At 45.3% G+C, this 22,730-nt stretch carries 22 protein-coding genes and 1 riboswitch; of the genes, 17 read left to right on the top strand and 5 right to left on the bottom strand.

What is annotated here, in order from left to right; translation table 11 throughout:
* Window positions 1-87 precede the first annotated feature (87 nt).
* The 6 genes from L4D05_RS12720 to L4D05_RS12695 all read left to right on the top strand — a co-directional run bounded on the left by L4D05_RS12720 (window position 88) and on the right by L4D05_RS12695 (window position 7,990).
* Window positions 88-846 carry a (Fe-S)-binding protein gene (locus L4D05_RS12720; RefSeq protein WP_428753115.1) on the top strand — a complete coding sequence of 253 codons (759 nt, stop codon included), beginning with the start codon at window positions 88-90 and terminating at the stop codon, window positions 844-846.
* Window positions 843-2,297 (top strand): LutB/LldF family L-lactate oxidation iron-sulfur protein, encoded by a 1,455-nt coding sequence (locus L4D05_RS12715; RefSeq protein WP_428794241.1) that lies wholly within the window; start codon window positions 843-845, stop codon window positions 2,295-2,297. Before L4D05_RS12720 ends, L4D05_RS12715 begins: the two co-directional genes overlap by 4 nt.
* 10 nt (window positions 2,298-2,307) lie before the next feature.
* A complete protein-coding gene (locus L4D05_RS12710; RefSeq protein WP_428794240.1) occupies window positions 2,308-2,973 on the top strand; it encodes a LutC/YkgG family protein in 666 nt (221 codons plus the stop codon).
* Window positions 2,974-2,992: 19 nt separating this feature from the next.
* On the top strand, window positions 2,993-5,878 hold the full coding sequence (locus L4D05_RS12705) for an FAD-binding and (Fe-S)-binding domain-containing protein (RefSeq protein WP_428794239.1): 2,886 nt from the start codon (window positions 2,993-2,995) through the stop codon (window positions 5,876-5,878).
* 332 nt (window positions 5,879-6,210) lie between these two features.
* Complete coding sequence (gene yiaY / locus L4D05_RS12700; protein WP_428794238.1) at window positions 6,211-7,356, top strand: L-threonine dehydrogenase; 1,146 nt, start codon at window positions 6,211-6,213, stop codon at window positions 7,354-7,356.
* A 289-nt stretch (window positions 7,357-7,645) separates the two neighbouring features.
* Complete coding sequence (locus L4D05_RS12695) at window positions 7,646-7,990, top strand: helix-turn-helix domain-containing protein (RefSeq protein WP_428753111.1); 345 nt, start codon at window positions 7,646-7,648, stop codon at window positions 7,988-7,990.
* A 90-nt stretch (window positions 7,991-8,080) separates the two neighbouring features.
* Here L4D05_RS12695 and mepA read toward each other — a convergent pair whose 3' ends face one another.
* Both mepA and L4D05_RS12685 read right to left on the bottom strand, forming a co-directional pair.
* Entirely contained in the window at window positions 8,081-8,926 is an 846-nt protein-coding gene (mepA, locus tag L4D05_RS12690; RefSeq protein WP_428794237.1) for a penicillin-insensitive murein endopeptidase, read from the bottom strand.
* Between the two features lie 388 nt (window positions 8,927-9,314).
* On the bottom strand, window positions 9,315-10,322 hold the full coding sequence (locus L4D05_RS12685) for an adenosine deaminase (protein ID WP_428794236.1): 1,008 nt from the start codon (window positions 10,320-10,322) through the stop codon (window positions 9,315-9,317).
* Between the two features lie 176 nt (window positions 10,323-10,498).
* Window positions 10,499-10,598, bottom strand: a riboswitch (purine riboswitch).
* Between the two features lie 235 nt (window positions 10,599-10,833).
* Here L4D05_RS12685 and L4D05_RS12680 point away from each other — a divergent pair.
* Both L4D05_RS12680 and L4D05_RS12675 read left to right on the top strand, forming a co-directional pair.
* A complete protein-coding gene (locus L4D05_RS12680; protein WP_428794235.1) occupies window positions 10,834-11,682 on the top strand; it encodes a pirin family protein in 849 nt (282 codons plus the stop codon).
* A gap of 20 nt (window positions 11,683-11,702) precedes the next feature.
* Entirely contained in the window at window positions 11,703-11,843 is a 141-nt protein-coding gene (locus L4D05_RS12675; protein ID WP_428794234.1) for a hypothetical protein, read from the top strand.
* 21 nt (window positions 11,844-11,864) lie between these two features.
* Here L4D05_RS12675 and ppnP read toward each other — a convergent pair whose 3' ends face one another.
* Window positions 11,865-12,146, bottom strand: a complete 282-nt coding sequence (gene ppnP, locus L4D05_RS12670) for a pyrimidine/purine nucleoside phosphorylase (protein WP_428794233.1) — start codon at window positions 12,144-12,146, stop codon at window positions 11,865-11,867.
* Window positions 12,147-12,499: 353 nt separating this feature from the next.
* Here ppnP and L4D05_RS12665 point away from each other — a divergent pair, with 353 nt between their 5' ends.
* The 5 genes from L4D05_RS12665 (at window position 12,500) to L4D05_RS12645 (ending at window position 16,736) form a co-directional block, all read left to right on the top strand.
* Complete coding sequence (locus L4D05_RS12665) at window positions 12,500-12,922, top strand: DUF2850 domain-containing protein (RefSeq protein ID WP_428753225.1); 423 nt, start codon at window positions 12,500-12,502, stop codon at window positions 12,920-12,922.
* 248 nt (window positions 12,923-13,170) lie between these two features.
* A complete protein-coding gene (locus tag L4D05_RS12660) occupies window positions 13,171-13,467 on the top strand; it encodes a hypothetical protein (RefSeq protein WP_428753103.1) in 297 nt (98 codons plus the stop codon).
* 199 nt (window positions 13,468-13,666) lie between these two features.
* Window positions 13,667-14,407: a phosphatase PAP2 family protein gene (locus L4D05_RS12655; RefSeq protein WP_428794232.1), complete on the top strand. Its 741-nt coding sequence runs from the start codon at window positions 13,667-13,669 to the stop codon at window positions 14,405-14,407.
* 76 nt (window positions 14,408-14,483) lie between these two features.
* Window positions 14,484-14,828: an ArsR/SmtB family transcription factor gene (locus L4D05_RS12650; protein ID WP_428794231.1), complete on the top strand. Its 345-nt coding sequence runs from the start codon at window positions 14,484-14,486 to the stop codon at window positions 14,826-14,828.
* A gap of 291 nt (window positions 14,829-15,119) precedes the next feature.
* The gene (locus tag L4D05_RS12645; protein ID WP_428794230.1) at window positions 15,120-16,736 is read left to right on the top strand and encodes a methyl-accepting chemotaxis protein; all 1,617 of its coding nucleotides are present in this window, start codon (window positions 15,120-15,122) and stop codon (window positions 16,734-16,736) included.
* Window positions 16,737-16,841: 105 nt separating this feature from the next.
* Here L4D05_RS12645 and L4D05_RS12640 read toward each other — a convergent pair whose 3' ends face one another.
* Together L4D05_RS12640 and L4D05_RS12635 are read right to left on the bottom strand one after the other, a co-directional pair.
* Complete coding sequence (locus L4D05_RS12640; protein ID WP_428794292.1) at window positions 16,842-17,714, bottom strand: patatin-like phospholipase family protein; 873 nt, start codon at window positions 17,712-17,714, stop codon at window positions 16,842-16,844.
* A gap of 291 nt (window positions 17,715-18,005) precedes the next feature.
* Window positions 18,006-18,581: a YceI family protein gene (locus L4D05_RS12635; RefSeq protein WP_428794229.1), complete on the bottom strand. Its 576-nt coding sequence runs from the start codon at window positions 18,579-18,581 to the stop codon at window positions 18,006-18,008.
* Between the two features lie 345 nt (window positions 18,582-18,926).
* On the opposite strand from L4D05_RS12635, the gene L4D05_RS12630 reads away from it, so the two are divergent.
* The 4 genes from L4D05_RS12630 to fecE are packed head-to-tail and all read left to right on the top strand — an operon-like array spanning window position 18,927 to window position 22,592.
* The gene (locus L4D05_RS12630; protein WP_428794291.1) at window positions 18,927-19,835 is read left to right on the top strand and encodes a Fe(3+) dicitrate ABC transporter substrate-binding protein; all 909 of its coding nucleotides are present in this window, start codon (window positions 18,927-18,929) and stop codon (window positions 19,833-19,835) included.
* Window positions 19,835-20,842 carry a FecCD family ABC transporter permease gene (locus L4D05_RS12625; RefSeq protein WP_428794228.1) on the top strand — a complete coding sequence of 336 codons (1,008 nt, stop codon included), beginning with the start codon at window positions 19,835-19,837 and terminating at the stop codon, window positions 20,840-20,842. The genes L4D05_RS12630 and L4D05_RS12625 overlap by 1 nt, the downstream gene beginning before the upstream one ends.
* Window positions 20,839-21,828, top strand: a complete 990-nt coding sequence (locus tag L4D05_RS12620; protein WP_428794227.1) for an iron chelate uptake ABC transporter family permease subunit — start codon at window positions 20,839-20,841, stop codon at window positions 21,826-21,828. The genes L4D05_RS12625 and L4D05_RS12620 overlap by 4 nt, the downstream gene beginning before the upstream one ends.
* On the top strand, window positions 21,828-22,592 hold the full coding sequence (gene fecE, locus L4D05_RS12615; protein WP_428794226.1) for a Fe(3+) dicitrate ABC transporter ATP-binding protein FecE: 765 nt from the start codon (window positions 21,828-21,830) through the stop codon (window positions 22,590-22,592). Before L4D05_RS12620 ends, fecE begins: the two co-directional genes overlap by 1 nt.
* Window positions 22,593-22,730: the final 138 nt, after the last annotated feature.

Here is a 22,730-nt window from a genome sequence, read left to right as displayed (position 1 = left end):
AAAGAAAATTGAAAGCGTTAACTTCACACTTTATTAACAGCCCAGTCACAACGTGGCATAACATGAGTTTAACGTTGGAGTCATACCATGCGCATCTACCCTTCACGACCAACAAAGGTCTATTTGTACGCTACCTGTCTCGTTGACGTGTTTGACCCTGATGCTGGGCTCGACGCAATAACGCTGCTCGAGCAGCAAGGCATCGACGTCATTTTTGTCGAAAAGCAAACCTGTTGTGGCCAACCCGCTTATACCTCCGGCTATACCCAAGAGGCAAAACACGTCGCACAGAGCCAAATTGACTTATTTCCAGACCCTTTTCCCATCATCGTGTTATCAGGGTCTTGCGGTGGCATGATGCACCACCACTACCCAAAGCTGTTCAAAGGAGACCGTCAAGAAGCCAATGTACACGCCTTCTGTGATCGAGTGTTTGAACTGACTGAGTTCCTAGTCAATGTCTGCCGGGTTAAGCTAACCGATCAAGGGCAGCCGACCTCAGTAGTGATGCATACCTCATGCGCGGCACGACGAGAAATGAATGTCCATACCACCTCAACCGAGCTTCTGTCGCAGCTCTCCAATGTCGAACTACGGGTACAAGATTACGAAAGCGAGTGTTGCGGATTTGGGGGAAGCTTTTCGGTCCGTCATCCCGACATCTCTCAAGCGATGGTAGAAGATAAGACTCGCCATATCAGCAATACACAATCTGATATTCTCGTCAGTGCTGATTGGGGCTGTTTACTTAATATCAACGGCGCGTTCGAATACCAACAGAAACCGATCATTGGTCGTCACCTTGCGTCTTTCTTACTTGAGCGTACGCAGGAGGTAAATTCATGAGCCAACAACCTAACAACTTTCATCAGCAAGCCAAAGAAGCGCTCGATGATGCTCAGCTTCGCGACAATTTTCGTGGCGCGATGGATTACTTACGCGACAAAAGAAAGACGGCGTTTGATGATCCTGCGGAAGAAGAGAATATCCGCAATATTGCAGAATCCATTCGCCAACGCTGCTTAAGCAAACTACCCGAACTTTTAGAGCAACTAGAGTTCAACTGTTATCGAAACGGAATACAAGTGCACTGGGCAGAAACACCACAACAAGCCAATGCTTTGATTGCTGATATTTCTGATCAGCACGATGCCAAACTGATCATCAAAGGTAAGTCGATGGTCAGCGAAGAAATAGAAATGAATCATACGTTGGAAAAGCTTGGGATCCGCTGCCTAGAAAGTGATATGGGCGAATATATTGTACAACTTGATGGTGACAAGCCCTCACACATCATCATGCCTGCGATCCACAAAAACAAGCAAGAAGTCAGCGACACGTTTAGTACTCATTTGGAGAACTTCACCCCGACTGACGATGTTGACAGCCTTATTCAAACGGGTCGTACTCGCCTAAGACGTAAGTTTTTTGAGGCGGATATTGGCCTATCTGGAGTGAACTTTGCGGTAGCCGAAACCGGCACACTCTGCTTAGTTGAAAATGAAGGAAATGGCAGAATGTCCACCACCGTGCCCAAAGTGCATATTGCCATTACGGGAATTGAGAAAGTTGTCGAGTTTCTGGCAGATGTACCACCTCTGTATAGTGCCCTAACCCGCAGCGCGACGGGGCAAGCTATTACCACCTATTTCAATATGATCAGTTCACCTCGAAAACATGCCGAAAAAGATGGTCCCGAAGAGGTTCACCTCATCTTACTAGATAACGGTCGCAGCCAAGCATACCAAGACGAAGAACTGCGTAAAACCTTACAGTGTATACGTTGCGGTGCGTGTATGAACCACTGCCCTGTCTACACAAAAATAGGGGGACATGCTTATGGGACGGTGTATCCCGGCCCAATAGGGAAGATCATTTCACCGCACTTATTAGGGCTGGATAAAACCAAAGACCTTGTGACAGCATCAAGCTTATGTGGCGCGTGTGGTGAAGTCTGTCCGGTTAAAATCCCTATTCCTGATATGCTGTTACGGCTAAGACAGGAAGCCAAGCACCCGGCACGCAAAGACAGTGCCCCATTAAAAGGGCAAAACACCGCGCATAGCACGATAGAGTCTGCGCTCATGTCCGGTTATGCGCTAGCCGCATCATCGCCAACCCTTTATCACTCGGCCACTTTTCTTACCAGTAAGCTGCAACACCTTATTCCCAGTAACCTTGGTGCATGGACGCAATGTCGAACACGCCCTAAGCCTGCCGACAAAACGCTGCACCAGCGTATTAAAGCTCGTCAGCGAATGACCGACCGTAAGGGTCAAACGAATAATCCGAAATGAGGTGATAACAATGGATACACGCCGTAGTAAAGAAAACATCCTTAATCGCCTCAAGCGCGCACCACGTACCGCTTATCAAGGCGATGAACCCGTTTATCGTCCATGGGGGAGTGATTCAGCGATCAGTATGGATGACAAAGCACAACGCTTTATCTCAATGATGACGGCCAATCATACCGACGTAAAAGTCACCACTCGTGCGGCGCTCGTATCCACACTTCAGGACGTGATATCAGACTATCAACTTAATCACATCGCTATTGGGACCGCTGGTGAATACATAGACGCGTGCCAAGATGCCACCTCCCACGTTCAAGTAACGGAATTTAACCAATGTATAGAGCATTGGAAAGCGGAACTTTTTGACCAAGTTGATGCTGGCATCACACACTCGGCTGGCGGAATTGCCGATACTGGTGCCATCATTTTGTGGCCAACTGAGCATGAACCGAGAACGCTCTCACTCGTTCCCCCTTTCCATATTGCGCTGGTAAAAAAATCGATGTTATTTGGGCATTTTCAACAAGCAATGGCGCACAGTCAGTGGAATCATTATATGCCCACCAACGCCTTGTTAATTTCTGGACCATCAAAGACCGCAGATATCCAACAAACCTTAGCGTATGGCGCGCATGGCCCCAGCCAACTGGTCGTCATTTTCTTGGAAGATGAATAACATTTAAAGGATGATAGTAATGAGCCCCCCAAAGCATGACTCGACGATAGATCGCTACCAGACGCTGCAGACTATCCTCGCTAAAGAAATTCCTACGCAGCGAATCATCACCGGTGAACCTGAGCGACTGGCTTATGGTACCGATGCCAGCTTTTATCGCCTGATCCCTAAAATGATCCTACGGCTTAAAAGCCTCGACGAGGTCATCTTCGCCATTCAACAATGCGCCACACTTGGTATTCATTTCACCTTTAGAGCAGCGGGAACCAGTCTATCAGGACAAGCGGTATCTGATTCGGTTTTGATTACCCTGACCGACGATTGGCGTGGGCATGAAATTAAAAACGACGGCCATAAGATTCGTCTTCAACCTGGTGTTATTGGGGCAGACGCCAATCGGTATTTGGCGCCTTATCAAAGAAAAATTGGGCCAGATCCTGCGTCGATCAACACCTGTAAAATTGGTGGCATTGCGGCAAATAATGCCAGCGGAATGTGTTGTGGTACCGCTCAAAATTCTTATAAAACCGTTGATAGCATGAAAGTCGTGTTTGCTGACGGCTCCGTTCTTGACACGAGCGATAGTCACAGTATTGCTCGATTCAAAGAAACGCGTTCCGATATTGTCACTGGTCTACAAACCCTGGCTAAGCAAACGCAAGAAAACGTCACATTATCAGAAAAAATCAGCCATAAATATCGCCTAAAAAATACCACAGGGTATGCTCTCAACGCCTTGGTTGACTTTCACGAGCCCATCGAAATTCTAAAGCACCTGATGATAGGTTCTGAGGGCACGTTAGGGTTTATTGCCGACATCACATACAACACAGTGATAGAGCACCCATTTAAAGCTTCTACCCTACTTACCTTTGCCAGTATTGAAGAAGCTAGCCAAGCCGTCACTATCATTGCTGATACCCCTGTCGCAGCTGTCGAAATGATGGATGGTCGATCACTTCGTTCTGTTGCTGATCAACCTGGCATGCCTGCTTTTATTCAACATCTCGATCTTGAAGCTGCCGCGTTATTGATTGAAGTCCACGCGTCGCATGACGAAGATCTTCAACGCTCTAACGCTATGGTTATGGAAGCACTCAGCGACTTTACTGTTATTGAATCGGTCCCCTTCACTTCCGACCCTAGCACTGTCGCAACACTATGGGGAATCCGTAAAGGGATGTTCCCCGCCGTCGGCGCAGTCCGAGAAGTGGGAACGACGGTGATCATTGAGGATGTCGCCTTTCCTGTTGAAAACCTAGCCGCGGGTGTTCGCGATCTTCAGCAGCTCTTTGACCGCTACCAATACAATGAAGCGATTATTTTTGGTCATGCTCTCGAAGGCAACTTACACTTTGTTTTCACGCAAGGTTTTGATAGCGAAAAAGAGATCCAACGCTATGGCCAGTTTATGGATGATGTCGCCGAGCTTGTGGCGGTAAAATATCAAGGTTCACTAAAAGCCGAGCACGGAACGGGTCGTAATATGGCACCGTATGTTGAACTTGAGTGGGGTCGAGATGGTTACGCATTAATGCAGCAGATTAAAGCCTTATTTGATCCTCACGGTTTACTTAACCCTGGAGTGATCATCAATGACAATCCTCACTCCCATATCGAGAACCTAAAACCCATGCCAGCAGCAGACGATCTTATCGATCGCTGCATTGAATGTGGATTTTGCGAGCCCGTTTGCCCTTCACGAACTCTTACACTGTCTCCTCGTCAGCGTATTGTACTGTACCGGGAAATCCAAAGAAGACGTAGCGTCGCAAGTTTCTCTGCCAGCAGTCATAACCATGAGACCTCTTCCATAACGATTAACGAAAGCGATGCTCAGCTTGAGCAAGCCTTTATGTATCAAGGTCTAGACACCTGCGCCGCCACTGGGCTATGCGCCGATCGTTGCCCTGTTGGTATCAATACCGGGGATTTAGTAAAAAAACTGAGAACCGCTCACTATAAGAAATTTCAGCCCATCGCCAATTGGACAGCAGAACACTTCGCAACCACGACGGCCATTGCTCGTGTTGGGCTGAAAACCAGTACGTTGGCTGCTAATCTAATTGGCAATGAAAGAATCGAAAACCTTGCACAGGGGCTAAGAAAGCTCAGCCATAACCGTACGCCGGCATGGTTAGCAGAAACGCCCACCGCTCATGTGAATAAAACGCTGGCTTCTTCATCAAGACAATCTGATAAGAAAGTCGTCTACCTTCCTTCCTGCGCAAGTCGCAATATGGGTACTCAGCCCAAGGCAAAAGATCAACGCCCGCTTAGCGAGGTGACAATGTCACTTTTAACAAAGGCTGGCTACGATATAATCCTTCCCGAGGCACTAACGGAGCAATGCTGCGGTATGCCTTATGACAGCAAAGGGATGGTTGAACTCGCCGCGCAAAAATCAGCACAGTTAGAAGAAAGTTTATGGCAAGCCAGCAAAGAAGGAAAATATCCAGTACTGATGGATACCAGTCCCTGTGCCAAGCGCAGTATCGAGCAGTTTACCAGACCACTTAACATTTCAGAGCCCGTTGGGTTTGTCAGCCGTTATCTGCTACCACATTTATCTTTAGTTCCAATCAATGAGTCTGTCATGTTGCATGTTACTTGCAGTGCACGTCGAATGGGACTAGAGCACAGCATGATCCAACTTGCCCAACAGTGCGCGGAGTCTGTCATCGTTCCTGAGCATATTCAATGCTGTGGTTGGGCAGGTGATAAAGGCTTCACCACGCCTGAGCTTAACGAAGCGGCTGTCGCGCCACTGAAAGAACAGGTACCTAGTGATTGCCAGCGTGGTTATAGTAATAGTATCACCTGTGAGATAGGGCTCGCGCATCATAGCGGGATACCATACCAATCTATTTTGTATCTTGTTGATGAGGCGGCCAGTACCGCCTAGCCATGCCGAAACAACCGAGTAACTCAAGGTATCATCTATGCCTTGAGTTATTATTCTCCCACACTCATTATATCTTGAATAATATATATTCATCTTAATAATGCGCCAAAACCACATCATTAAATCAATATTAAAATGAAACATTATGAAACCCATTTAAAAAACACTCAATAAAACGACATTATACTGACACTATGAAATATTGTTATTTATTATAATCTTAGAAAATAACAACATCAGCATTGGCTTATCAACAATACCAATTATAAATACTAACAATACAATTATAATGTCTACCCTTCTTACAAAAATAAGAATAAATGGAGTAATCTATGTCAGCGTTTTTCATTCCATCCATTAATTTAATGGGTGCAGGTTGTTTACAAGATGCTATTAACAATATTCAATCCCAAGGCTTCAAAAAAGGCCTCATTGTTTGTGGTAAAGTGCTATCAAAACTTGGCATCGTCGACAACGTACAAACACAACTGTTTATGAAAGGCATTGAGACCGTAGTGTTTGACGGCTCACAACCAAATCCAACCATTAGCAATGTCAATGAAGGGCTAGCTATATTAGAGAGCCATGACTGCAACTTTATTGTTTCATTAGGTGGCGGTAGTGCTCACGACTGCGCAAAAGGCATTGCCCTAGTCGCAACCAATGGAGGTTGTATTAAAGATTACGAGGGTGTTAATTTATCAAGTAAACCCCAACTTCCCCTCATTGCAATCAATACTACTGCTGGTACCGCGTCAGAAATGACATTATTTTGTATCATCACTGATGAATCTCGTCACATTAAAATGGCAATCGTCGACAAAAACACCACACCACTCATTTCCGTCAACGACCCAGAGCTCATGCTCGGCAAACCTGCGTCTTTAACTGCCGCAACAGGAATGGATGCTCTAACCCATGCTATCGAGGCATATGTATCAACGAATGCAACTCCAATCACAGATGCAGTTGCGATCAAGGCTATCGCGTTGATTCAAACTAATCTTCGCATTGTTGTTAAGGATGGGAAAAATTTAGAAGCGCGAGAACAAATGGCATATGCCCAATTCATGGCGGGTATGCCATTTAATAATGCTTCACTCGGTTATGTGCATGCTATGGCCCACCAACTCGGGGGATTTTACAACCTTCCCCATGGAGTTTGTAACGCGATATTATTACCTCACGTACAACGATTTAATGCTTCTGTTTGCCCAGAACGTCTACATGATATCGCTACCGCCATGGGGGTTGATACAACTGGAATGACCCCAAAACAAGGCGCCGACGCGGCTATAAAAGCAATTATAACACTGTCTGCGGATGTCCATATTCCTAACGGCCTTAGAGAACTAGGCGTTAAAGGGGAGGACCTAAGTATACTCGCAGAAAATGCTCTCAAGGACGCCTGCGGATTAACGAATCCGAGAAAAGCCGATCTCGACGAAATTATTGAGATTTTTTCTGCTGCGATGTAATGGCTAAATCTGTCGCGGTATTGTTGTAATTTATTAGTATTAATCTATAAGCAACTGGCGATAAGCAATAAAGCTCCCATTACTATTGTGGGAGCTTTTACTGATTACAGATTAGAAAGATGGGGGGAGACTCTCACGATTGATTATTTTTGCCTGAAATTGTCATTTTCCCGACCTAGCGCTTACCTAGCTTTCTCAATCCTGACAACCATAAAACGTAATTACGGTTGAATACTGCGCATAAATAAAGGGGCGTTAGTCCTCTTAGTCATTGCAGGGTTAAACACACATGAATTACACACTACAAGATACCGAAGCGCTCTACAGCGTCTGGATGTCACAAAAAGCAAAAATGCACATTACCCAGATGGAAGTCGCGAAACGCTTGAGCATCAGTCAAGTCGAACTGTCTAATCGCCTAAACGGTCAACATCCATTAGATGCCCCCTTTATTGACCGATTCTGTAAATTGCTCCATATCAATCCTAACCATCATTTACCGTCACTAAAAGGCTCAGCTCGGGTTGCCGCTATCGACGAGCGCCTGTTTAATACGAAATTGACCATTGATGGCGAAATCACCAACGTGAGGATCGATGGTAATCAAGTGGTCATTGAATATCGTGTTCAGTAAGCTGATACGCTAAAAACACATTCACATTTTGCTTGGAGAACCTAGCTCTTGGAGAACCTAGCCAAAGACTGACGGCATGCATGACGCCTATTACTGATTAAGTAACGCTACACACTCTTGATATTTAGGTTTTGTTGGTTTTTTCTTCTGTTTATCGGCGAGCTTGACCACGGGTTTTGCAGGTTTAGGCGCGACATAAGGATTAGGTTTCCACGACGCTAATTCTGCGCCGCAGCCATCACCTTTTGGTGGTGGCGATTGCGCCACACATTGGCTATCGCCCTCAGGGCAATGCAAACGAACATGGAAGTGCGAATAATGCCCCCACCATGGTCGAACCTTTCTAAGCCAAGTTCTATCCTTCCAAGCGGTATCACACAATTGCTGCTTTATTAACGGATGCACAAAGATTCGAGCTACCCGCTCATCAACCGCTGCGGTTTGAATTAACAGCGCATGACTCTCGGTCCATTTCTCTTTTTCTAAGCGATAGCTATTAAGGTCAACCACCGAATAAGGCTGGGGCGTTGAAAGCTGTTCAACACTCAATGGCGCAGCTGGAAGTCGAAGCCAAATATCGGCGTCTAATCCAGTCTGATGACTTGCATGTCCTGAGGAAAAACGCCCTCCCCGGGGCATAGCAATATCACCAACTAATATACGACCAATTCCCAACGAATCGACACGAACCGCAAGTGACGTCAGATAATCGATCATATCGGCGTGACCGTAATAACGATTGCGTTGAGTCCGAATCACTTGATAGCCCGTACCTGCTGGCGCAAGCTCTGCGCCTCCAGCTAGGCAGCCATTGGCATAGCTTCCAATCGAGTTTGATTCCCCATCACTTGGTAGAGTGACCTCTTCCCATGAACGATTCATTGCTAATGACGAGAATGGTAGGCACAAGCACAGCAACAATCCATATTTTATCATTACGTTTCTCCGAGCCCTCTCGCTATACCGCTCGTCTCCAGTACCGTTCGTCTTCAGTACACAGAGTCGCGCGGCATAAACCCTCTTTTCGGAAGCGACTTGCATCCTTGTGAAATTGGGCGCAATTCATCAACCTAGCCAATTTTATAAGCATAGCTTGTCACGGCGATGTTGGCTGATATGACGTCGATTAATTCAATATATCAAATTTGAAATCAATCACATTCATTAATAAAAGACTCATAAAGCAACGAGAGCATATTGATTCATCGCCATTTTACCACTCATACTAACCCTCTTATGTCTAGGCATAGATGTGAGTAACGAAAAGTCGTCATTCCTTTTTAGGCTGCCACCTTCGGGATGACGACTTCATTTAAGATGCCCCTTAAATATTCTTGCCAAGGTAGTCTTCAACACGACGTCGATATTCATGTTTCAGTGAAGATTCAATAAAACTGGCGTCAATGGCATTAAGCGTAAACTGAGCTAATTCACTATACGTCATGGTATGAGCAGCACTCACCGCTTGGAAGTTATCCGTCATATAACCGCCGAAATAGGCCGGGTCATCGGAGTTAATTGTCACAGCAACCCCTTTACGTAGTAATTCCACAATGTTGTGTTGGGACATATCATTAAACACACGTAATTTAATATTGGATAGCGGACAGACTGTGAGTGGCATTTGGCTCGCAATTAGCGAGTCTAACAACTCAGGGCTGTCTACACAGCGAACGCCGTGATCGACACGGCTCACTCCAAGGATATCAATCGCATCAACGATATTTTGCGCGGGCCCTTCTTCCCCAGCATGAGCCACCGTCAAGAATCCCTCATTTCTCGCCCGTGCAAAAACATTCTGAAATTTTTTCGGTGGATGCCCTTGCTCTGATGAATCTAATCCAACTCCTATGATCTTATCCTTATGATCAAGTGCAAGCTTTAAGGTTTCTATCGCTGACTCTTCCGACAAGTGGCGAAGAAAACACATAATGATGTGAGATGAAATAGCCAGTTTCTGCCGGCCATCCTGTAAAGCGCGATAAATGCCACTGATCACAGTATCAAACGCAATCCCGCGGTCGGTATGTGTCTGAGGATCAAAAAATATCTCGGTATGAATAACATTGTCCGAATGGCAGCGCTGTAAATAAGCCCAAGTTAAGTCGTAAAAATCTTGCTCCGTAATCAGCGCATTTGCCCCTTGATAATAGATATCTAAAAATGACTGAAGATCATCAAACTCATAGGCTTTGCGAAGCGCTTCTGGTGATGAGTAGGGCAAATCGATATTGTTACGCTGAGCCAGTGTAAATAGTAATTCAGGCTCGAGTGAACCTTCGATGTGTAAATGCAGCTCTACCTTTGGAAGACCTTGAATAAATGCGTTCATATTCCACCTTTATAATTAGTGTTGTGGGTGCACTTACTCTTAGTATGGAATGGATCAGCGATTTTTTCGAAATTCAGTCGCCGCTTTATCGCTTAGAACCTAGAACCTAGAACCTAGAACCTAGAAAAGGATTGAGCGTATCCTAAGCCGATACCAACACAAAGAGTAAGAGCACACTAATGCTCTTAACTCTTCGTAATCAGCACTTTCAGGGCACTGGTAGAGACCCCCAAACCATATTATTGGGGTTATACGAAGCAAACGATTGTCATTATACGGAACATCCGTTCGATTACCACTATTGATACGGCTATCGATATTGCCATTGCTGCTTGAGCTTTTTCTGCGGTAGACACGGCTGACTTAGGATAAAGGATAGACTTAGCTCACCTCGCATTACATGGTCACGATAAAAACATCCTTCAATTTTTTTGAACAACTCAATCACTTCTTTCCCCTGCAACCCGCACTACTTGAGTTCTATAGTGATTCCAAACCAAGGAGATTCATTATGACTGTCTATCGAAATGTTCAACACATTATTCCTTCTCATGCCACCTCTGATGGTGATGGCGTAAAGATTCGTCGTGTACACGGGTTTGATAATCAAGCGTTTTCACCTTTCTTAATGGTTGATGAGCTCCGTTCTGACGACAAAAAAGACTATATTGGTGGCTTTCCTCCACACCCTCACCGAGGGATTGAAACCCTCACTTACATGCGCCAAGGGCACTTTCAACATCGTGACCACATGGGAAACGTGGGTGAATTACGATCTGGGGGCGCGCAATGGATGGCAGCAGGTCAAGGTGTGATTCATAGTGAAATGCCGATCATGGAAGAAGGCGCGTTGCACGGTTTCCAGATATGGATAAACCAACCAGCGAAAAACAAAATGATACCGGCTCAGTACCATGACTATCAGCCTGAAACCATCACACAACGAGCCGATGACGACATGGGTTCCATTCGTATTATTGCAGGCGAGGTGGGGTTTAATGACGCCATTGCCACTGGTCCATTGCAAAAAACGGGGGTACCACTGATGGTCGCAGACTGGCAAGCAACGCACGACCAAAGTATTCAATTACAACTCGATGCCAACCACAATGCGATGGTCTACGTGTATCTTGGACAAGCAACGATTGAAGGGAAAATGCTGAAACAGGGCGAGTTAGCACTGTTATCAAAAGGTGATTTGCTGGCGCTCACCGCGAAAGGCGAGTCTGGCATGTTAATTTTCTCTGGTGAGCCCATCAACGAACCTGTGGTTCACTACGGTCCATTTGTCATGAACAGCAAAGAAGAGATTCAGCAGGCGATTGATGATTATAATGCCGGACTATTTGAAACTTACTAACTGGGCATAGGGAAAAACACTTGGACACGATATTCACTGCTAATGTGTCACGCATCGACAACTTGTCGATGCGTCATTTTATTCATCAAACGATCACTTCTGATGCTTACTCCACTCACCATGATCGTTTAATCAATAAAGCACTAACATTAGTAAAGTAGCAAGGTTAGTGCAGAACTAAGTTACAAGTATTCACACAAATACGCGGTTGGAGTTTCGACTTTTACATCAAAACTCGAGTCACCTTCAACATCAAAGCTCTCGCCAGCGTTAAACGTCACCCAGTCTGCGTCGGTGCTGCGTTTAATCGTTAATGCGCCTTTCACTACACTCATTTTTTCCGGCGCTGCCGTTCCAAAGGTGTAACTACCCGCAGCCATTACGCCAACACTACTATCACCATCAGCTTGAGTAAAACCAAGCGATTTAACGCCGCCATCAAAATAGCTATTTTCTTTTATCATGGGACTTCCCTGTTTAAGTATCTAACATAAAAACATGGTTTTACCGCACTATTTAACGTAAAACAAGTTATTGATCAATAACGCTGCTCAATTGGTATAACACGGTCGTAGTGGGCATTTATTTGCTTAATTTATGAATCCACTAACAGAAAAGTCTTATGTCCAACATTCACGAGAAGCTCCGCTCAATAACCTGCAACGACTGACAGATAAACTGTTACAATCTAAACCTACAATTAATGGATGTAAGCTCAAGTAATAGCTAAGCTGGCCGATATCATGATTAAGGCCAAAAAAGGGAGTGGTGAATGGCGTCACGCAGAGGAAAGCACACACAAAGCAATGATAGTTTAATGCTCATCATCATTTTGTTGGTATCGATTATTCTCGCTTCGGTACTAGGGTTTGCCTTTTATAACAGCCATCAAAAACACATCTCCCCAACACAGGTCTATGGCAATTGGATTGAAATCGGTGCGCCAAAACAAAGTACCGAAATACTCACATTTGCCTCTCACGGCGTACAACGAAATCATCGCCTTATCGCTACTCAATATGAGTTTGATGGCCGCATTGTCAAGCTAAAAACAGGCAGTGGTACTTGGGTCTACGAGAAAGTAGGCACACCCCGCTCACCTCAGTTACGTCGTATTACTCCGGCATTACCTCCCCAACGATTCATATTACAAGGGTTCGAACACACGGTACCAATGGATGGTTATAGCCCAGGGCAGAATCGTCGTTCGGCATTGAGCGAGCACTTCACAACTAAATAACCGTTCTCCAATTATTGAGGCCTATATTCCTGCAATATGAGAACTGAACTCTCAATTCCATTGATATAAATCAACGTTCATAACAATTTCATTTTTCTCTTCTGGTTTTATCCTAAACTTTTACTAAGCGTGTTAACGAATAAGACACCACGACTGGAAGCCTAACGGCAATATCTCATCAACAGAAGTTGAGGCAATAGCTTGTAATAATGCGCTTCCCCTTAATACACGTAACCAAGGAGAGGAACATGATCAAAACACACCGTAATTTTTTGCTCCCTGAATCCAACGGTCACCACGTCAATATTGATATCAACCCGATCGGTCACCTAGATATTGATATTGTTGAATTAAAGGAACACCATGATTCAGAGTTTGAACAATTGACGTTCAAGCACGCTGGCTCTGTGACCCACATTCAGGGTGTCGACGAACACAGTAACCAGCTCTGGAATATTCCTTTACATTGCCAAGATGCGCATGAGCTTAATGCATTAATTTTGCGTGCTAATGATGAACTTGAAACATTGATGCGCGATTTGTAGCCTGTTACGCGGCAACGGCAAGTTGAATTTTTAGACTCACGTCACCTATGAACAGCATGCCTTTGAAAAGGTGTGCTGAGCATTGGCGATGATAAAGGGCAACCATGCCCCTCTCAATGTCACATTATGACATTGCTCTGTTCGAAACTGCCTAACAATCCATTATGATGCTCGCTCTTTAATTCAGCAGACGGATACCATGCCACTTACTTCGATCAAAGATACCAAAACATCTGGCATGATTTGCCTCGCTATCTTCGCTACCGTCACATTTGCCCTTACGCTACTTTTTTATCCATTGCCTTTACGCGGTGATGTCGATGCTATGACAGGTAAAGCGATGCAAACGCTCACCTATTCTGCAGGGCACCAAGGTTTTCTCATCACCTTATCCATATTGAGCATCACCACGGCATGGGTGATTAAAAAGTCCCCTATTAAACTGCATCTGCTTATTCAATTAGGCTTATTGCTAGTGCTGAGCTTTGGCGCGAAGTCTCTATTAAAGAACGTCACTGAAAGCCCGCGCCCCTATACCCACTTACTTGCTGAACAGCATGTCATTAAAACTCCGAGCGACTTTTACACCCTCAACCTAGCCGAAAAAGATCAAGCGATTGATCAAGTGTCCGAGCAAGTCAGCTCATGGAGAACAAAGCACTGGATGGGTGAAACCGACTATTCCTTTCCGTCTGGGCACACCATTTTTGCGACGGTATGTGTATTATTTTTTGGTGGACTATTGTTAAATAGTGGCCGCTATTTTTTGGCAGTCTTAACCATTGTTTGGGCATCAAGCGTGGCAATGAGCCGGCTCTGGCTTGGTATGCACCGTCCTATCGACCTATTTGGTTCTATGCTGTTTGGTTTACTTTTATACGCCGTTATCCCGATGACTTACCCTTTCGTTGATAAATGGTTAAAAAAGATAAAAGGCTGAATAAAAGTGTCAAAAATCGCTAGAGCGCACTCCTAATTTCCATTACTATCGAAATAGGATATTTGGGAGAACCTTCATGCAGATCACTACCGCCGCCAAAGCACTAAAAGAACTGGGTCACGTCACGCGTTTAGCGATCTACCGGCAAGTCGTCCGCGCTGGGCACCAAGGCATCCCAGTAGGGGAAATCCAAGAGCGGCTAGATATTCCCGGTTCTACGCTATCCCATCATATTTCAAGTTTAACGTCGGCAAACTTACTTACTCAACGCAGAGAAGGTCGTACTCTTTATTGCGTTGCACAATATGAGCATTTACAAGGCGTTATCGGTTTCCTACAAGACGAATGTTGTATTGAAGAAAGCTGCAGCGACGAAGCAATAACCCAAATTCAGGGCCAAGAAAGCCAACCACCACTATAAAAACAGCGTGGTTTCTCAAGCTACTGTATCAATGGCTTAATCAATGGCTTGGAAACCCTTTCTCCGCGTAGTGCCCCCACACAGATAAATATAAAACACCAAACTCATACACCAAAAGAATAACAACTTCCGTTATCTTCGATCGACTAATAGTACACCCCATACAAACATTCACACTGCCTATACGTCCTTAATCACGGGCATCAACATCTGCGTTAACATGCCGACAACCTCTTAGTACTGCTCAATAAAAATCATCAAATGACGAAAGCCCACCTCGAGGACCTCTAAGTGAATCTCAGCAACCTGTCTATTCGAACCAAACTGCAATGCATCGTTGTCATTGCCGTGATTATCCTTTTTTCTATTGGTGTGTTTAATCTCAACATACAAAAATCCAATAGCTATGAACAACGTAAGAACAGCATTCAAGCCAATGTTGATATTGCAAGAACCCTCACTGAACACTACGTTTCGCTTAGCTCTGAGATTGGTAAAAAGCAAGCAAAAGCACAGGCTATGGCGGCAATTCGTCAACTTAGTTTTGACCACGACAAATATTTTTGGATCGCTAGCTCAGATCAAAAGATCGTCATGCACCCAACCCAACCTCACTATGAAGGAATGAGTACCTCTAGGATCACAGATGCGCGTGGTAAGCCTTTTATGCAGCAACTTATTGACTTAGCGACCAGTCAAGGGCAAGGCTTCGTGCAATATTACTGGAAAGACGCCTCGGGGGACGAATCAGAGAAGATCACCTATGTGACGTATATTCCTCAATGGAACTGGATCATTGGCTCGGGTGTTCCTCTGTCTGATATAGACGACAGTTTCAAATCAGCCATGATCAAAGAACTGATTATTGATGGCATTGCGGCAATATTCCTGATTCTATTATGTGGCGCCATTGCACGAAACATCGTCGTCCCTATTGAAGATCTAGTGAAAAGTGTTCACCACGTTGCCGATGGCGATCTTAGCCGAAACTTAACGACGCAACGCAAAGATGAGATTGGCATCCTAAGCCTCGAACTCAACCGAATGATGCACACACTGCGCGACACCATATCGGTTGCGAAAGAATCTGCCAGTCATTCCGGCCAATTGTCCGCCTCTATTGCCGCCACCAGCGAAGAAACAGCAACCTGCATCAACTCACAAAATGAGCAACTTGAGCAATTGGCGACGGCGATGAATGAAATGTCATCCACCATTCAAGATATTGCAGAAAATGCAGAGCGCACCTCTGCTACCACAGAGCAAAGCAAGGCCCTTGCTGGCGATGGCAGCCGAAGCATGGGATACACGTTAGACAACATTGCCACCATTTCAGACGACATTACCGATACTTATGAACTGATGACTTCATTGAAACAAGGCGTCGCTGATATTAGCAACGTCGTCGGCGTGATTACCGAAGTCTCTGAACAAACCAATTTACTGGCGTTAAATGCTGCTATTGAAGCCGCTCGTGCTGGTGAGCAAGGTCGTGGCTTTGCCGTGGTTGCCGACGAGGTGAGAAACCTTGCTAGCCGAACGCAAGAGTCAACCACTCAAGTACAAAGCACTATCGATGATCTAAACAAGCGTACGACCAGTGTCTTATCTGTCATGGCGACCAATCAAGAAAAGATCACCCACAGTGTTCAACTCGCCACAAAAACGCAAGAACAGCTGGATGGTGCCGTTAGCAGCCTAAACCAAACTTATGACATGGTCACTCAGATCGCGGCGGCAGCAGAGCAACAAGGGATTGTCGCTAATGACGTGAATGAGAACGTGACGGTCGTGCACACTTCCATTAGTGAGATAAAGCAAACTAGCCAAAGTTTAGCTCAGCAATCTCAAACCATGGCACAAGCGTCTGACGAATTGTCACAAAAACTGGCTTACTTTAAATTTTAACTGAAGATCAACCGCTATCGCATGTCGTTTTAGTACGGAGGTAGCCTTTGCTTTTACCACCGTACTCCTTTCTAGCTTGATCCTTCACGATGAAATGACTACGCCCTACACACAAAAATGACAATTTTCTTGGTGTAAACCGTATTCACCACGACGAATAGACAAGTGTTCCTCACCCGCCGCTAGCCCCATTTCATATCCTTGGTGCAAAGTCTTCTGCTTCATCGTTAATCGCTTAACGGCAAAATCCTCTGGAGGTGTGATCACTCTGATCGTCGCGTCTTTCGGCGGATGCCTAATAAATTCTAGCGATTGATTGTAGTTTTCCGCTCGAACCCTCATCGCTTGAGCAATATTCGGATACTTCGCTAATAAGGCCTGAACCAACCAAGCTGAACGACTGGTCTTCATTTCATAGCTCAGTGGATGCGACAAGATCACCGTAATATCACGCGCACCACGACGGTAGGCTTCTCTTACGGGAATAGAATCCGCGACACCACCATCGGTATAACAACCACCCGAAAAACAAGGTGGGCGACGGTAAGCAATAGGGAGCGCGGTTGTTGCTTCAATAATATTGGATAACGAATGAGGCTCCACGCGATAATAATCAGCAAGACCGCTATCAATATTCGTCACTGCCGCAAACATGGGGATGCTGGAAAAAAGCGCCTCGCAGTTAAGTGGGTAGCGTTGATTAGACTCATTCCATAACCACTTTACATCAACCAGATCCCCACCCTTCGCAAAACGCGCTGGATTAAAAAACCGCTTGTTCGTCGCCATTTTAGTGATGACCTCAAAGCTACGTTGAGGAGAATTTGATAGATAACCAACTAAATTCGATGCCCCTGCAGAAACACCAATTGCAAAATCATAAGGCATAAAATCATGATTCATAAAGGCATCTAGCACTCCACTGGCAAAAATACCTCGCATTGCGCCACCCTCTACGATCAGTGCACTGTTATTCATCATTTGTCTCTCATCATCAATACTGGTGACAGCATAATGAAACTGAAACATGAAATATAATGGGAGTTTTAAATTTGTTTGATAGTTAAAAACTATCAAACAACTAGATTTTAAATAGAAAAATGCTCGCCCTACTTGAGTAGGGAGAGCAAATACACGATAGATTCAGTGGTATACCGGGAGACTAGTCATTAACACGGATTTCGCTCATAGACACTAGTTTTACTCATAGGTACTAGCTTTGCTCTAAGACAGTCGTTTTCGCCATCAACCTATTTATGGGCGCACATATTATTTTTGATCGTAAACGAGAATAAACGTCACAGGAACTGACGTCGCGATTGAAGGTAGCGCCGCAATTTCTCGCAACTTTTCAATCCCTTGCTCTAATCCAAAGTCTACCGCTTTTACAATAATAGGGTCATTGGCTACAACCACAATTTTGTCATCAGTCAGCTTCATAACGGTTAGATTCGCCGGATAGGTCTTTTGTTTACCATGTAAATCTACCGTGACGTCGAATGTTGTTGTATAAATACCACCTATGTCCGCTCCATCTAACTCGCTCATATCGATAACGGTTGTAACCGTTGCGGTTTTAAATGACGCAACATCAAATAACATGCTTTTCATGCGCTCATTTCTAATTTCGATATTGGTTTCGACACTGCTTAAATCCAATATCACCGTCGCTTTTCCATCATCCGATATTGAGCCTGACATCGCAGAGAAATGATGAACTTCGCTCGCGGCATTTTTCTTGGTTGAAACGAATTTTAGCGAAGATGCTTTATCATCTAGCATCCAACTTGCTGACACGGGGCATGCCAGCATTAGTGCCAGTAAACCACTGATTCCGATTTTCATATCACACTCCTTTGATTTGTCCTTGCTCTAATAGGTGTAGTTCACCGTCATCAGAATACCAACTCCATTATCCGAAACAGCCGTCATTCCCCCTATGACTCTTCTTACTGCGACGCATAGAAGCGTGTCAATTACCAAGCAATTAACCTTTGTATAAATAGGGTTTATTATTACCCTTTTTATATTATCAATAGTAATTATTAATAGTATTGATAATAATTCGTAATTACTTTAATATCCGTTTTTATTTTTTATACATCGACGGTGTTAAAGTTGTTAGCAATAAAACAGTTACAATCTAAAGTTTTTGAATCCAAACTTTGCAAACCCCTTCTTGCTTCTGGACTGTACTCGAAAGCGATAATCCGTCGATTATTTGTTGCCCTTTTCTTGTTCTCAACGCCACTATCATTAGCGTCGGATAACGTTCGAACCATTCAAGATGAACAAGGGGAACTCACTCTTTCCGGTACACCTCAACGAGTCGTCGTACTTGAATATTCGTTTATTGATGCGCTTGCCTCTGTGGGCGTTTCTCCTGTTGGGGTTGCAGATGACAAGAACATTGAACGCATTCTTCCTGATGTTCGTGCGCTAATTTCACCTTGGACTTCAGTTGGTATGCGACCGCAACCTAGTTTGGAAGCCATTTCCGAACTCAAACCGGATCTCATTATTGCTGACGCGGAGAGGCATGCGACGGTTTACAAGGATCTTAGCACTATCGCCCCGACTCTATTACTTAAAAGCCGCGGTGAAACCTATCAAGAAAACCTCGCTTCAGCGTTAAAAATTGGTATTGCAGTCAATAAACAGACTCAAATGGCAGAGCGAATTTCGCAGCATAAAGCTAAAATGGCCTCATTTAAAAAAGCCTTTGCCAACACAGAAACCATACAATTTGCCGTCGTCACTGACAAAGGGATGTGGCTGCATGGTCCTAACTCCTATGCTGGTGGCGTAATTACAGCGCTTGGTCTGCAAGGTCCAACACTACCAAACCATGACAAAGCCTACATTGAAGTCAGCTTTGAACAGCTATTAAAAGTAAACCCAGACTGGTTACTACTCGGTCCATATAAGCCGCATACTGTGTATGATGACTGGCAACAACAACCGTTGAGCAAACTACTTAAGGTTTCACAAAAACAGCAAGCCGTGCGCGTCTCTCCACAATTGTGGTCACTAAATAGAGGCATGCTCGCGGCCGAAGGCATCGCCAAAAATCTGCAAACACTGTTAACCAAAAAGTAATGTTGACGACATTAAAACCCCAAAGGCTTGCGCTTTGGTTTGCATTGAGCGCCGCCTTAGTTATCACATTCAATCTGTCGCTGATCGCTTGGTCTAGTTTCGACCTATCGATGGCAACACTTTGGAATTTTTGGCTCCACTTCGATGAAACGAGTATGGAACAGCAAATCATCGCGACACTAAGAATGCCAAGAGCGTTGAGTGGTGCGGTCATTGGCGCTAACTTGGCGGTAGCAGGAGCACTCATGCAGGGCCTTACCCGTAACCCGTTAGCCTCGCCATCCGTACTTGCAATCAATGCTGGTGCGTCGCTGTGTATCGTCATTGGCAGTGTTGGCCTTATTACCCTGCCAATACCCACCATGCTCATGGGCGCGATAGGTAGTCTGCTAAGTGGTCTTATCGTCATCTACTTAGGTGGTTTCTTTGACCATCGACCTCACCCTCTAAAACTGGTTCTTGCAGGTATTGCCGTCAATGCTTTACTACTTGGCTTAACGCGCGCCTCTATCATATTGGCCGATGATATGGCCTATAGTATTCAATCTTGGTTGATAGGTTCAATCAGTAACCTAGACTGGGCCCTATTCACACAAATGATGCCCATAAGCGTAGCGGCGCTTACCCTCTCATGGCTGTTAGCGCACCAACTCAATCTACTTTCTCTCGGGCATGATGTTGCCACCAATCTTGGTGTTAATACCAGCCTTGTACGTTTACTTGCTTGTCTCGCGATCGTCATTTTGACCAGTGTCAGCGTCGCAACAGCAGGCCCTATTGGCTTTGTTGGATTACTTGTTCCCCACATTGCTAAAAAACTTGTTGGACAAAATTATCGGCTAATCATTCCTGCCAGCGCATGCCTAGGTGCACTACTGATGACACTAGCAGACATGCTCTCTAGAGCAATTGCTTTTCCTACTGAAACGCCCGTAGGAGTTGTCACTGCGCTGATCGGCACGCCATTTTTCATTTTGCTGTCTATTCGAGGTCGCTTGAACTCATGAGTGTCACTCTTCACCACACAAAATACTTACCATGGCTAACGCTCGTGGTAGTGATTTTACTGACTAGCGTCATGAGTTTGATGGTTGGCGTCGCGGATTTATCCCTACCTGACGTTATCCAGACCGTGATGCATGGCGGTGATACCGATTTTGTTGTCAATCACTACCGCCTTCCTCGCTTATTTCTTGCTATTGGTGTCGGCGCGGGCCTTGGGCTATCTGGTGCATTAGTACAGGGGGTTATCCGCAATCCTCTCGCCTCTCCCGATCTTATTGGTATTAGCGCTGGTGCAGGTTTTGTCGCCACTTTAGTACTGACGATATACCCAGATGCCCCCCTATATGTCCTTCCGTTTGCCGCTGTAATTGGGGGGGTGACGACTGGTATATTACTGCTCATGATCACCAAATCCGCCAACCTCACGCCTGCGAGAATGGCACTCGTTGGTATTGCTATTAGTGCCTTTCTTGCCAGCGGCATTGATTATTTACTCGTGGTACACCCGATTGAAATTAACACTGCGATGGTGTGGCTAACAGGCAGTTTATGGGGAAGAGATTGGGAGCAAGTCCCGGTTATTTGGGCGGCATTAGCGCTACTCCTTCCTCTCACACTATGGCTTGCATGGCGACTCGATGTTATTGGCTTGGGCGACGACACCGCTATTTCTTTAGGCGTGGCGTTAGATAGGGTTCAAATGATCGCGCTACTTTGTGCGATTGCGCTAGCAAGTATCAGTGTTGCGATCGCAGGGACCATCAGCTTTGTTGGTTTACTGGCGCCCCATTTAGCCAGACTAATCTTTGGGCATCATCATAAGTCTCTGCTCGTTGGCTCAAGTCTAATCGGTGCGCTCCTTGTTCTCGCCGCCGACACGATTGCCCGTGGTATCCAGCCACCCATCGAGCTGCCTGCAGGAGTGCTGACATCTATTATTGGCGCGCCGTACTTTATCTTTTTACTACAACGCTATAAGGGTTGGTAATGCTGTCTGTTCAACATTTGCAAGTTGCCTATGGCAACAACGTGATTATCGACGATCTCAACCTGTCTATTCCAAAAGGCAAAATTACCGCCCTAATTGGTCCTAATGGTTGCGGAAAATCCACGCTATTAAAAACCTTAGCGCGCATTAATAAAGCGAAATCAGGGAAAGTACTTCTCGATAACGTCGCGCTTGAGCAAATTCCCACTAAGCAGTTAGCGCAACGCCTTTCATTGCTCCCGCAAATCCACACCACTCCAGAAGGGATCAGTGTACGAAAATTGGTGGGCTATGGCCGCGCACCCTACACTTCTCATTGGGGTAAATTGACAGCAGATGACCAACGTATTGTTGAGCAATCCATGGCGTCAACGGGCGTGACCGATCTTGCCGACACCCCGGTAGACAGCCTGTCAGGTGGGCAACAGCAGCGTGCGTGGATCGCGATGATCATGGCGCAAGATACCGACATTGTCATGCTCGATGAACCGACTACCTATCTCGACCTTTCGCACCAAATCGATCTGATGAATCTCATGCATGAAATGAACCGTCAGGGAAAGACCGTCATCGTCGTGCTCCACGACCTCAATCAAGCTTGTCGTTACTGTGATCACTTGATCGTGCTTGAAAAAGGTAAACTCATTGCGCAAGGCACGCCAGAAAACGTTTTTACTGAGTCATTATTGCAGCAAGTATTTAATCTCGACGCTATGGTGATCACGGACCCTATTTCTCATTCTCCCATGTGCGTTGCTCGGTAACGCTGATGCATGAAATCACCTTGTGTATGACAAACCGAACCATCGCCGAGCGGGCTTATTTGGTTCCCTAGAATGTACTTGGTTTCATACCAGTTCAATCCAACAGAGTAATGCGAATCACTCTAATAATAAAAATCA

Source organism: Vibrio nomapromontoriensis (assembly GCF_050337205.1).
Lineage (GTDB): Bacteria > Pseudomonadota > Gammaproteobacteria > Enterobacterales > Vibrionaceae > Vibrio > Vibrio nomapromontoriensis.
This window is presented reverse-complemented; position numbering and strand designations above follow the sequence as displayed.